Annotated in this window: 14 protein-coding genes and 1 pseudogene; 2 read left to right on the top strand and 13 right to left on the bottom strand. The window is 68.6% G+C overall.

Annotation, left to right across the window (positions count from 1 at the left end; genetic code table 11):
* Nucleotides 1-159 precede the first annotated feature (159 nt).
* The 5 genes from JHD63_RS19540 to JHD63_RS19520 form a co-directional block, all read right to left on the bottom strand.
* Nucleotides 160-750 (bottom strand): SCO family protein, encoded by a 591-nt coding sequence (locus JHD63_RS19540; protein ID WP_198972477.1) that lies wholly within the window; start codon nucleotides 748-750, stop codon nucleotides 160-162.
* 13 nt (nucleotides 751-763) lie between these two features.
* Nucleotides 764-1,660 carry a heme o synthase gene (cyoE, locus tag JHD63_RS19535; RefSeq protein ID WP_198972475.1) on the bottom strand — a complete coding sequence of 299 codons (897 nt, stop codon included), beginning with the start codon at nucleotides 1,658-1,660 and terminating at the stop codon, nucleotides 764-766.
* Entirely contained in the window at nucleotides 1,657-2,823 is a 1,167-nt protein-coding gene (locus JHD63_RS19530; protein WP_198972474.1) for a COX15/CtaA family protein, read from the bottom strand. Before JHD63_RS19530 ends, cyoE begins: the two co-directional genes overlap by 4 nt.
* Nucleotides 2,824-2,837: 14 nt before the next feature.
* Complete coding sequence (locus JHD63_RS19525) at nucleotides 2,838-3,503, bottom strand: hypothetical protein (RefSeq protein ID WP_198972473.1); 666 nt, start codon at nucleotides 3,501-3,503, stop codon at nucleotides 2,838-2,840.
* Nucleotides 3,504-3,628: 125 nt separating this feature from the next.
* Complete coding sequence (locus JHD63_RS19520; protein WP_370590583.1) at nucleotides 3,629-4,390, bottom strand: SURF1 family protein; 762 nt, start codon at nucleotides 4,388-4,390, stop codon at nucleotides 3,629-3,631.
* Nucleotides 4,391-4,405: 15 nt separating this feature from the next.
* Here JHD63_RS19520 and JHD63_RS19515 point away from each other — a divergent pair, with 15 nt between their 5' ends.
* Nucleotides 4,406-4,627 (top strand): twin transmembrane helix small protein, encoded by a 222-nt coding sequence (locus JHD63_RS19515; protein WP_198972472.1) that lies wholly within the window; start codon nucleotides 4,406-4,408, stop codon nucleotides 4,625-4,627.
* 64 nt (nucleotides 4,628-4,691) lie between these two features.
* Here JHD63_RS19515 and JHD63_RS19510 read toward each other — a convergent pair whose 3' ends face one another.
* From JHD63_RS19510 to JHD63_RS19480, 8 genes are all read right to left on the bottom strand, one after another.
* Nucleotides 4,692-5,573, bottom strand: coding sequence for a cytochrome c oxidase subunit 3 (locus JHD63_RS19510; protein ID WP_198972471.1), 882 nt, complete (start codon nucleotides 5,571-5,573; stop codon nucleotides 4,692-4,694).
* 58 nt (nucleotides 5,574-5,631) lie between these two features.
* Nucleotides 5,632-5,841 (bottom strand): DUF2970 domain-containing protein, encoded by a 210-nt coding sequence (locus JHD63_RS19505; RefSeq protein WP_198972470.1) that lies wholly within the window; start codon nucleotides 5,839-5,841, stop codon nucleotides 5,632-5,634.
* Nucleotides 5,838-6,455, bottom strand: coding sequence for a cytochrome c oxidase assembly protein (locus tag JHD63_RS19500; RefSeq protein ID WP_198972469.1), 618 nt, complete (start codon nucleotides 6,453-6,455; stop codon nucleotides 5,838-5,840). The genes JHD63_RS19505 and JHD63_RS19500 overlap by 4 nt, the downstream gene beginning before the upstream one ends.
* Before the next feature lie 19 nt (nucleotides 6,456-6,474).
* Entirely contained in the window at nucleotides 6,475-6,585 is a 111-nt protein-coding gene (locus JHD63_RS24200; protein WP_233168460.1) for a cytochrome oxidase small assembly protein, read from the bottom strand.
* 15 nt (nucleotides 6,586-6,600) lie between these two features.
* A complete protein-coding gene (ctaD, locus tag JHD63_RS19495) occupies nucleotides 6,601-8,232 on the bottom strand; it encodes a cytochrome c oxidase subunit I (RefSeq protein WP_198972468.1) in 1,632 nt (543 codons plus the stop codon).
* 33 nt (nucleotides 8,233-8,265) lie between these two features.
* Nucleotides 8,266-9,435, bottom strand: a complete 1,170-nt coding sequence (gene coxB, locus JHD63_RS19490) for a cytochrome c oxidase subunit II (RefSeq protein WP_198972467.1) — start codon at nucleotides 9,433-9,435, stop codon at nucleotides 8,266-8,268.
* A 73-nt stretch (nucleotides 9,436-9,508) separates the two neighbouring features.
* The gene (locus JHD63_RS19485) at nucleotides 9,509-9,985 is read right to left on the bottom strand and encodes a DUF2244 domain-containing protein (RefSeq protein WP_198972466.1); all 477 of its coding nucleotides are present in this window, start codon (nucleotides 9,983-9,985) and stop codon (nucleotides 9,509-9,511) included.
* A gap of 169 nt (nucleotides 9,986-10,154) precedes the next feature.
* Entirely contained in the window at nucleotides 10,155-11,060 is a 906-nt protein-coding gene (locus tag JHD63_RS19480) for a biotin synthase (protein WP_198972465.1), read from the bottom strand.
* 108 nt (nucleotides 11,061-11,168) lie between these two features.
* Here JHD63_RS19480 and JHD63_RS19475 point away from each other — a divergent pair.
* Nucleotides 11,169-11,687: pseudogene (locus JHD63_RS19475) on the top strand (ComF family protein); the annotation flags it as partial.
* Between the last annotated feature and the right edge of the window lie 129 nt (nucleotides 11,688-11,816).

Genomic DNA, 11,816 nt, shown 5'->3' with positions numbered 1-11,816 from the left:
CGACGCGTGCGGTGGCTTCGGGGGTCGGAGATGCTCTGCAGGTGGTGCAGTAGGTTCATCGGGGCTGCGCTAGAAGGGTTGTTTCAGCGCTTTAGTTTCGCTTGGATTTAGATGCGATTGCCCTGACAACCTGGGCTTTCAGCTATCAATAAAATAGCATCAGGCGGCCAGCAGGACCTTGATGTCGGCCAGCAGGTCGGTGCTGGGGCTGCCGTAGCGGCTGTACAGGCGCAGGCGGCCTTGCGGGTCGTAGAGGTAGCTGCCAGCCGAATGGTCCATGGAGTAGCTGCCCGGCTGCTTGCCCTCGACTTTCTTGTAGTAGATCTTGTAGTCCTTGGCCACCGCCGGCAACTGCTCCGGCGTGGGGCGCAGCGCGATGAAGCCGGGGTCGAAGTTCTCCATGTAGGCCTTGAGCACCTCGGGCGTGTCGCGTTCCGGGTCTACGCTGATGAAGATGGCCTGCAGGCGCTCCCCGTCGGCGCCCAGTTGGCGCTTGACCTCGGCCAGTTCGGCCATGGTGGTCGGGCACACGTCCGGGCACTGGGTGAAGCCGAAGAACACCACCACCACCTTGCCCTTGAAGTCGGCCAGGCTGCGCGTCTTGCCGAACTGGTCGGCCAGGGAGAAGTCGCGGGCGTAGTCGGCGCCGGTGATGTCCACGGCATGGAAGCCCGGTCCGGGCGCGGATTTGGAACAGGCGGCCAGCGCCGCGGCAGCGGCGGAGGCCAGGACGAGGCGGCGGGTCGGCAGCACGGCAAAGCTCCTAGAAGACGTAATGGTCCACCAGCAGCGCCGCGAACAGCAGGCTCAGGTGGATCAGCGAGAAACGGAAGGTGCGGCGCGCCAGCGCGTCCGAGTAGCTGCGCCACAGCCGGAATGCGTAGGCGCAGAAGCCCGCGTTGAGCACCACGGCGGCGGCCAGGTAGATCCACGAGCTCATGCCGTAGATGAAGGGCATGAGGCAGCCCGCGAACAGGATCAGCGTGTAGAGCAGCACCTGCAGCCGCGTGAACTCGTTGCCGTGGGTCACCGGCAGCATCGGCAGGCCGGACTTGCGGTAGTCCTCCACCCGGTACAGCGCCAGCGCCCAGAAGTGCGGCGGCGTCCACAGGAAGATGATCAGGAACAGGATCAGCGCCTCGGGCCCGACGTCGCCGGTCATGGCGGCCCAGCCGAGCACCGGCGGCATGGCGCCCGAAGCGCCGCCGATGACGATGTTCTGCGGCGTCAGCGGCTTGAGGATCACGGTGTAGACCACCGCGTAGCCGACGAAGGTGGCGAAGGTCAGCCACATGGTCAGCGGGTTGACGTAGGCATACAGCAGCCAGGAGCCTGCGGTGCACAGCGCGCCGGAGAAGGCCAGCGCCTGCAGGTCGCTCAGCTGGCCGCGCGCCGTGGCGCGCCAGGCGGTGCGCCGCATCTTGGCGTCGATGCTCTTCTCCACCAGGCAGTTGAAGGCGGCGGCAGCGCCCGCCACCAGCCAGATGCCGGCGCAGGCCACCGCGGCCAGGCGGATGTCGGCCCAGCTCGGCACGCCGGGCACGGCCAGCACCATGCCGATCAGGGCGCAGAAGACGATCAGTTGCACCACGCGCGGCTTGGTCAGTGCGTAGAACTGCTGGAAGCGCGAAGGTGCGCCGAGGGTGGAGGCGACGCTCATGAAGGAGATCCGGAGAAACCCGCCGCCGGCCGCGCTGCGGCCGGGCGGCTGGAGAAGAAGGCCCAGCTCAGCGCCAGCACCAGGGCGGCGGCGCCGCCGGTATGGGACACGGCCGCGATCAGCGGCCAGTCCAGCACCACGTTGGACAGGCCGGTGGCGAACTGCCAGAGCGCCAGGCCCGCGAGCCAGCGCGCCGCGCGCGCCAGCCCGGGCACGCGCCACAGGCGCCAGGCCAGCAGGCCCAGCGCGAGGAACAGCGCGTAGGCGAACAGGCGGTGGACGTAGTGGATCGCGGTGAGCGCGGCGAAGCTGATGTTGCTGCCGTCCTGCAGCAGGCCCAGCGGCCGCCAGACCTGGAAGCCCTGGGCGAAATCCATCGGCGGCCACCAACTGCCCTGGCAGGTGGGGAACTGCTCGCAGGCCAGCACCGCGTAATTGGTGCTGACCCAGCCGCCGAGGAGGATCTGCAGCGCCAGCATGGCGCAGGTCAGGGCCAGCCCGGCGCGCAGGGCCGGCGGCAGCTCCACCGGCCGGTAGCCGCCCCGGGCCTGCGCATGGCGCACCGCCTGGGCGCACAGCAGCGCCAGCAGGATCAGGCCGCCGGCCAGGTGCAGCACCACGATGGCCGGGAACAGGCGCCAGGTCACGGTCAGGGCGCCGAACGCGCCCTGAATGCAGACCCAGACCAGGGTCAGCGCCGGCCAGGCCGGATGCACCGGCAGCACGGGCCCGCCCCGGCGGCGCCGCTGCCGCGCCAGCCACCAGGTGGCGACGGTCAGGGTCAGGATCAGCACGCCGACGCCGGTGGCCAGGTAGCGGTGGACCATCTCGACCCAGGCCTTGCCGTGCGTGACCGGGCCGGTCGGCATGGCGCTCTGCGCCGCCGCGATCTGGCCGCGCGCGCCCACCGGGCTGGCATGGCCGTAGCAGCCGGGCCAGTCCGGGCAGCCCAGGCCGGAATCGGTCAACCGCGTGAAGGCGCCGAACAGCACCAGGTCGAAGGTGAGGAACAGCGTGAGCACGGTCAGCGCCTGCAGCCGGCGCACGGCGCTGGCGCCGCGGTGGCGCATCCAGAGCCACAGCAGCGGCACGGACGCGACCAGCAGGCCGGTGAGCATCAACTGCAGCGCGGGCGAGAGGTCGTACAGGTCGGAGTGTTCCATCACAACAACAGGACTCAGCGCCCGGCTTCGTCCCAGGAGGCCGATGCGCGCAGCAGCCGCTCCAGGTCGCGCTTGGCCCGGGCCGCGCCATGGGCGTCCATGTCGGCCGGGAAACGCATCATCCAGCGCCCCATCGGGTCCACCACGTAGAGATGGTCCTCCAGCGTGCGGCCCTCGGCCGGCGCCAGCCAGGCCGCCAGCGCGGCGCGGTCCACGCGCAGGCTCGTCGCCTGGCGTATGCCCTGGGCCAGTTCGGGGCGCACCGGCGCGGCGTCGTCGATCAGCCAGACCCAGTCCAGGCGGTCCTTCTCGCGCCCCAGGCTCTCGCGCAGCTGCCGCTGCAGGTAGAGGTTCTGTTCGCAGCGGGCGTCGCAGGCGCCGCCGGCCACGCTCACCAGCAGCCATTGGTTGCGCAGCGCCGCCAGGCTCTGCGTCTGGCCGCCGGGCGTGGTCGCCGGCACGTCGGGCAGAGGCGGCTGCGCCGCGATCAGTTCGCCATAGGCGCGCCCGCCTTCGGGCCGCACCACGTAGTAAGTGAAATACGAGGCCAGCACCGGCGCCGCGCACACCAGCATCACCGCCAGCATCTTCCAGCGGCCATGCACGGTGCGCCGCTGCGCCTGCGCGTCGCCCGGCTGCGGCATCGAATGGACCGTCAGGCCCAGGGGCTGGTCTTCCATGTCAGCACCCCGATGCGCGGGATTTCATCCGAGGAACACCTCGGATCCGGCTCCGCCGGGCCGCAGGTGTTGCCCCCTGCAAGGGGGTGGGCGAAGACTCGAAGTGCGAAGCCTGGGGGTGAGCATCAAGCCTTGCGTACAAATTGGAACCAGACATAGAGGAATGCGATGAGGGCGCAAAGCCCGAACCATTGGAAGGCATAGCCGTAGTGGCGTTCCACGCCGCTGGCAATCTCGGGCCAGCGGCGCTGCAGGCCTTCGCTGGCATCGCCGGTCTGCACCACCGAGAGGGCCGCCAGCGGCAGCCCGGTCTCGCGCCGGAACTCCGGCAGGTCGAGATTTTGCCGGATGCGCGAAGACCCCTCGGACGCATCGCTCGCGCCGAAGTCGAACAGCTTGGAAGGTGGCGCCTCTATGCGCCCTTGCACCTGTACCGTGCCTGCCGGCGTCTCGACCGCCGGCAGCCGGGTGCGGTCCTCGAAGTTGCGCGGCACCCAGCCGCGCTGCACCAGCACGGCGGGGCCGGCATCGAGCTGCAGCGGCGTCATCACGAAGAAGCCCGGGCGCCCGTCCATCTGGCGGTTGTCCAGAAACACGGTCGCATGGGATTGCCAGTGCCCCTGCAGCACCACGCGGCGGTGCAGCAGCGGCTCCAGCGCCTGGGGCTGGGCCTCAGAATCCCCCGCTACCGGCAGGGCCGCGCGCAGCGCAGCGCCGTCCGGCATCGGCAGTGCCTCGCGCTGCAGCATGGTGCTGTGGATCGCCTCCTTCTGGGCCGCGCGCGCCAGTTGCCAGCGGCCCAGCGACGCGGTCACGCCCACGCCGAGCAGGGTGGCGAGGGTGATCAGCAGGAATCGCCATGTCAGTGGCGGGGCGCGCAGGCTCACGGGATAATCCGCTCCATGAAAATCGTCATGCTGATCGCCTTTCTGGGCATTCTTGCCAGCCTGGGGTCTGCGCTGTTCTTCATGATGCGCGATGGCCGCGACGGCAAGTCCAAGACCAGCAACATGGCGCGCGCGCTGACGGTGCGCATCGGGCTGTCGGTAGTGCTGTTCATCTGTGTGCTGATCGCATGGAAGCTGGGCTACATCCACCCCACCGGCCTGCCGGTGTCTGGCTGAGAGGCCTCCCGTGTAAAAAAGGCGCCCTGCGGCGCCTTTTTTGCGTGGTGCCCGGAGCCTGCGCTCAGGTCCAGTAGACGAGCATGTACAGGCCGAGCCAGACCACGTCCACGAAGTGCCAGTACCAGGCCGCGCCCTCGAAGCCGAAGTGGCGCTCGGCCGTGAAGTGCCCCTTGCGCAGGCGCAGCGTGATGAAGAACAGCATCAGCATGCCGATGAACACGTGGAACCCGTGGAAGCCGGTCAGCAGGTAGAAGGTGGAGCCGTAGACGCCCGAGGTGAGCTTGAGGTTGAGCTCCGAGTACAGGTGGTGGTATTCATAGCCCTGCACGCACAGGAAGACGAAGCCCAGCAGCACGGTGATCCACATGAAGCGGATCGTCTTGGCACGGTGGTTCTCGCGCAGCGCATGGTGGGCGATGGTCAGCGTCACGCCCGAGGACAGCAGCAGCGCGGTGTTGATGGTGGGCAGCCAGAACGGGCCGACCGTCTGGAACGGCTCCACGATGTTGGCGGGCGAAGCCGTCGCGCCGGCGGCCACGGTGGGCCATGCCGCCTTGAATTCGGGCCACAGCAGCGCGTTGTCCAGGCTGCCCAGGGCCGGCACGGAATGCGCGCGGGCCCACCACAGCGCGGTGAAGAAGGCGCCGAAGAACATCACTTCCGAGAAGATGAACCAGGCCATGCTCCAGCGGTAGGACAGGTCGATCTTGTAGCCATAGCGCCCGCCCTCGCTCTCCTGCACCGACTGGCTGAACCACTGGTACAGCACGGCCAGCCACCAGACCAGGCCCAGGGCCAGCGAGTACATGCCCCACTGGTGCCCGTTGATCCACTGCGCCGCGCCCAGGATCACGAAGAAAAGGCCGGCAGCGGCCATCACCGGATGGCGCGACTCGGCGGGCACGAAGTAGTACGGCGTGGCGCTGGTGTGGGTTGAACTCATTTCTGCTCCTGAATCTCTCTTGTGCTCTTTGTTTTCGAATCTCGTGGCCTGCGGGCTGCTACGTGACCCAGTGGACCAGGCCGACCAGGCCCAGCACCAGCAATATGGCCGCGGCGATGCCCACCGCGACGATGTGCAGCGGGTTGAGCTGCTTCACGTCCTGGTCGAAGTCGCTGCCCTTGCGCAGGCCGATGAAGGACCAGGCCACCGCCTTCACGGTGCGTAGCAGGCCGACGCCGGCCGTGGGCCTGGAGCCCGGGGCGCTCACGAGCCGGCCTCCGGCGACACGACCAGGGCGGCGGCGCTGGCCACGGGCGCCGGCGGCGTCCTGCCGCCGACCTCGAAGAAGGTGTAGGACAGCGTGATGGTCGTCACGTCCTTGGACAGCTTGGGGTCGATCACGAAGGCCACCGGCCAGTGCTTCTGCTCGCCCGGCTCCATCGTGTACTGGTTGAAGCAGAAGCACTCCAGCTTGTTGAAGTACGGGGCCGCCTCGCGGGGCGCGTAGCTCGGAATGGCCTGCGCGGCCATGCGGCGGTTCTGCGTGTTCTGGAACTCGTACATCACCGTGGCCAACTGGCCGGGATGGACCTGCATGGAGCGCACCTCGGGCTTGAATTCCCACAGCCCGCGGGCGTTGGAGTCGAACTCCACCGTGATGGTGCGGCTGGTGTCGATCTGGCTGTTGGCCGGCACGCGCACGTTCTTGCCTGCGGTGCCGTTGCCCGGCACCTCGCGCTCGGTCAGCGCCAGGATGTTGATGCCGGTGGCCTCGCAGATGGCCCTGTACAGCGGCACCAGCACGTAGCCGAAGGCGAACATGCCGGCCGTCACGATCGCCAGCTTGCCCACCATCTTCGCGTTGTTGCCGTGCTTTGCCATAGGGGACCTTTCGTGCCGGCTAGCGGCCCAGGTAGACCATCTTGACGCAGAAACCGATGAGGAACACCAGCGCGATCGACGCCAAGATCAGCGCGAGGCGCAGGTTGCTCTTCTTCTGTTCCGGGCTCATGGCGGATGCTCCGGCTCAGCCGATCACGCGCGTGGCGGTGGCGTCGAGCTTGGGCGGGGTCTCGTAGGTATGGAAGGGCGCCGGCGAGGGCACTTCCCACTCCAGGCCTTCGGCCGCTTCCCAGGGGCGCTGCGCCGCGGGCTCGCCGCGGCCGCGCATGACCGGCAGCACGACGAACAGGAAGAAATAGACCTGTGCCAGGCCGAAGGCAAAGGCCCCCACGGATGCAATGGCGTTGAAGTCGGCGAACTGCATCGGGTAGTCGGCATAGCGGCGCGGCATGCCGGCGAGCCCGAGGAAGTGCATCGGGAAGAAGGTGATGTTGAACGAGATCAGCGACCACCAGAAGTGGATCTTGCCGCGCGACTCGCTGTACATGACGCCGGTCCACTTCGGGCTCCAGTAGTAGAAGGCCGCGAACATCGAGAACAGCGAGCCGGCCACCAGCACGTAGTGGAAGTGGGCCACCACGTAGTAGGTGTCCTGCAACTGGATGTCGATCGGCGCCATGGCCAGGATCAGGCCGGTGAAGCCGCCCATCGTGAACACGAAGATGAAGCCCACGGCGAACAGCATCGGCGTCTCGAAGGTCATCGAGCCCTGCCACATGGTGGCGATCCAGTTAAAGATCTTCACGGCCGTGGGCACCGCGATCAGCATGGTCGCGTACATGAAGAACAGTTGCCCGGTCACCGGCATGCCGGTGGTGAACATGTGGTGCGCCCACACGATGAAGGACAGGATGGCGATGGACGAGGTGGCATACACCATCGAGGCGTAGCCGAACAGCTTCTTGCGGGCGAAGGCCGGCACGATCTGGCTGATGATGCCGAAGGCCGGCAGGATCATGATGTAGACCTCGGGGTGGCCGAAGAACCAGAAGATGTGCTGGTACATCACCGGGTCGCCGCCGCCGGCCGGGTTGAAGAAGCTGGTGCCGAAGTGGCGGTCGGTCAGCGTCATGGTGATGGCGCCGGCCAGCACCGGCATCACGGCGATCAGCAGGTAGGCGGTGATGAGCCAGGTCCAGGCGAACATCGGCATCTTCATCAGCGTCATGCCGGGGGCGCGCATGTTGAGGATGGTGACGATGATGTTGATCGAGCCCATGATGGACGAGGCGCCGAGGATGTGCATCGCGAAGATGCCCGCATCCATCGACGGGCCCATCTGCAGCGTCAGCGGCGCATAGAGCGTCCAACCTGCGGCCGGCGCGCCGCCGGGCATGAAGAAGGAGCCGACCAGCATCAGCGCGGCCGGGATCATCAACCAGAAGCTGAAGTTGTTCATGCGCGCGAAGGCCATGTCCGAGGCCCCGATCTGCAGCGGGATCATCCAGTTCGCGAAGCCCACGAAGGCCGGCATGATGGCGCCGAACACCATGATCAGCCCGTGCATGGTGGTGAACTGGTTGAACAGCTCGGGGTTCACCAGTTGCAGCCCCGGCTGGAACAGTTCCGCGCGGATCAGCAGCGCGAGCACGCCGCCCACCATCAGCATGGTGAACGAGAACAGCAGGTACAGGGTCCCGATGTCCTTGTGGTTGGTCGCAAACACCCAGCGGCGCCATCCGGTGGGGGCGTGGTGGTGATCGTCGTGCGCATGGCCATCGTGCCCGTGACCGTGGGGGTCGAGTACTGCACTCATCTTGCTTTCCTTTGAAACCTGGGCGCCTGCCGATTACTTGCTGCGTTCGGCCAGCACTTCTGCGGGCTGGACGATCTGGCCGGTCTTGTTGGACCAACTGTTCTTGGAATAGGTGGCCACGGCCGCGATGTCCGTGTCGGACAGTTGCTTCCACGACGGCATGCCCTTGTCCATGCGCCCCTTGAGCAGCACGTCGATCTGCTGGTTGTGGTCGGCGGCCAGCACCACGGCCGAGCCGTCGAGCGGCTTGATCGGGCCGGCGCCCTTGCCGTTGGCCTGGTGGCAGGCGGCGCAGTTGCTGGCGTAGACCTTCTCGCCGCGCTTGAGCAGGTCCTCCAGCGTCCAGACCTTGTTCGGGTCGTCGGCCTTGGCGGCGGCCTTCTTGCGCTCGGCATCGACCCACCTGGTGTAGTCCTCGGCGGAGACGACCTTCACGTGGATCGGCATGTAGGCGTGCTCCTTGCCGCACAGTTCCTGGCACTGGCCGTAGAAGTCGCCGGTGCGCTCGGCGCGGAACCAGGTGTCGCGCACGAAGCCGGGGATCGCATCCTGCTTGATGCCGAAGGCCGGCACGGCGAAGGCGTGGATCACGTCGTTGGCCGTGGTGATGATGCGGATCTTCTTGTTGACCGGCACCACCAGCGGGTTGTCGACCTCGAGCAGGTAGTTGTCGGGCACCTTGCCCTTGGCGCCTTCGTCGGACATGACGCGCTGCTCGCTGACCAGGGTGGAGATGTAGCCCAGCCCTTCGCCTTCGCCGGTGATGTAGTCGTAGCCCCACTTCCACTGGTAGCCGGTGGCCTTGATGGTGAGGTCGGCGTTGGTGGTGTCCTTCTGCGCGACCAGCACCTTGGTGGCCGGCAGCGCCATCAGGATCACGATGACGAAGGGGACGATGGTCCAGACCACCTCCACGGTGACCGACTCGTGGAAGTTGGCCGGCTTGTAGCCCTTGGACTTGCGATGCTTCCAGATGGAATAGAACATCACGGCGAAGACGGCCACGAAGATCACGGTGCAGATCACCAGCATCATGGAATGCAGGAAGTACTGCTCTTCGGCGATCTTGGTGGCGGGAGCATGCAGGTTGAGCTGGCGGACAGCCGGGCCGCCCGGAAGATCGTTGACGGCGTACGCCGCCGTCGCAACGCCCGCGGTCGCCGCCAGCAGCAACTGGGCGAGCTTGTTGAAAGTGCGCTTCATCGTCGTCTTCTCTTGTGTAAATTGCCTCAAAACCAAACCTCCTGCCGCCGCTCGGATGGCTGCTACGCCCAGGTCACGCCGCCCGCAGCGCCATCCGGATCTCGCTGGCCAACGCCGGACGCAATTCGGGGCGCACGAAGCGCCCCACCTCCATCGACCGCCCCTGCATCGAGACCTGGATCAGCGAGCCGTCGCCGACCTTGGGCTCTATGCGCACCCACTCGCGCCGGAATTCCGCACGCTCGAGCCGGCCGCCGGTCTCGCGCTCCACCACCAGGCACGAGCCCTGCAACGAAATGTGCTCCCCGTCCGTCGCATGCCGCGCGTACACCAGGAACGCAACCCCCACCGCCACCAGTTCGAGCCATGCGAAGGGCATCACCAGGCGCGCACCGTTGACCCAGAAGAAGCTGGCGATGCCGAGCGACACCAGGCACAGCGACAGGTAGATCCACCCCAACTGGCTCGGCTTGAACGAGCAGTTGCGCCGCAGGAACCAGTGGAGGTTCTGGCCCGACACGGTGGCGAAGCGAAAGACGAGGTTCGACACTGATTGCCCAAGAAAGCCGAGGCCGCCCGCCGCTGCCCGGGACTCCTGATCATGAGGCCCGCCGCTTGACTGGAAGCCCCTGCGTTGCAGAGGAAGAATCCCAACATTCCGATAACTCTTGATTCTAGCGCGGCTTCTCCCGCGGGCCGGGTGGACGGCGCGGCCGCGTTCAGCGGCCGCGCAGCATGCGGCGCATCTCCTGCAGCGAGACGGCGCTTTCGGCGGCGAGCGGCGCGCGCGGCGCGGGCCGCAGGGCGTGGCCGTAGATGATCTCGATCTGCAGCGCCAGGCGCCCGCCCTCTTGCGGCGCGGCCAGCCGCTCGCGCAGCGCCGCCAGCAGCCGCTGCCGGAAGGCGCGGCCGCGCAGTGCCGGGAAACGCGCTGGATGCAGGTTGCGGCCGATCTCGCGCAGGTCCTGCAGCAGGCGCTCGGGGGTTTCGTAGGTGAGCGTGGTGCGCTCCATGTCCATCACCGGCTCGGCGAAGCCGGCATGCACCAGCATGTCGCCCCAGTCGTGCATGTCGGTGAACTCGGGGCCGGCCGGCGGCCAGCCAAGTTCGGCATAGAGCGCGCGCAGCGAGCGCAGCGTGTCCGGCCCGAGGCAGGAGAACATCAGGAAACCGTCGGTCGCCAGCGCCGCGTGCCAGGCGGCGATCAGCGCCTGCGGGTCGGCCGCGGTGTGCAGCGCCATGTTGGCCCAGAGCATCTGCACGCTGCCGGGCGCCAGCGCATCCCGGCCGGCCAGGAAGCGCATGGCCGGCGCCCGCCAGCGGCCCGGACGCCACCAGGGCGCCGAGAGCGCGGCGCGCGCGGCCTGGGCCTGCGCGGGCGTGGCCTCCACCACGTCGCAGGCCGCCTGGGGGAAGCGGCGCGCCAGCAGCGCATGGGTCTCGCGCCCGCCGCGCAGCGGCTGCCAGTGCGCCCAGCGCTGCGGCGTGAGCATGATCCACTGCAGGCGGTCTTCCATGCGCCGGCCGATCTCCTCGTGCAGCCAGGGCGAGGCGGCGGCGGGCGGCGCGGCTTCCCAGCGCGCGGCGGCGCGGGGGTCGATGGTGGGCGGGCGTTGTGGGGACATCGTCGGAGGCCGCCGGCGCGGCGGCCCTGGGGGCGGCGCGCAGGGTGCGGGCTCTTGGGGGTCGCCGAGTATATTGATCCGATGTTCCGCTCGCTCCTGGCCGGCGCCATGTCCCTCGCTCCCGCCCGTGCACTGCAGGCCGCGTGGGGCCGTGCGGGCGCGGCGGTGCCGGGCCGTTGCGCGGTCTGCGCCGCCTGGCCGGCGCACCCGGTGTGCGAGGCCTGCGTGCGGCGCTTTGCCCAGCCGCTGCCGCGCTGCCGCCGCTGCGCCCTGCGCGTGGCGCCCGGGGTGGAGGTCTGCGGCGGCTGCCTGCGCACGCCGCCGCCGCTCGATGCCTGCCATGCGGCGGTGGCCTATGGCTACCCCTGGGCCGCCTGCATTGCGGCCTTCAAGTTCCGCGGCGAGGCCGGCTGGGCGCGCCCGCTGGCGCTGCTGCTGCGCAGCACGCCCTGGGTCGAGCCGGCGCTGGAGGCGGCCGATCTGGTGCTGCCCATGCCGCTGTCGCCGCAGCGCCTGCGCGAGCGCGGCTTCAATCAGGCCGCGCTGCTGGCGCGCCTGTTGGCGCCGCGGCGCTGCGACGCCACGCTGCTGCTGCGGCTGCGCCCCACCGCGCGCCAGGTCGGGCTGGACCTGTCTCTTATACACATCTAAAGGGGGGGGGGGGGGGGGGGGGGGGGGGGGGGGGGGGGGGGGGGGGGGGGGGGGGGGGGGGGGGGGGGGGGGGGGGGGGGGGGGGGGGGGGGGGGGGGGGGGGGG

It is taken from the genome of Xylophilus sp. ASV27, from assembly GCF_016428875.1.
GTDB lineage: Bacteria > Pseudomonadota > Gammaproteobacteria > Burkholderiales > Burkholderiaceae_C > Xylophilus.
This window is presented reverse-complemented; position numbering and strand designations above follow the sequence as displayed.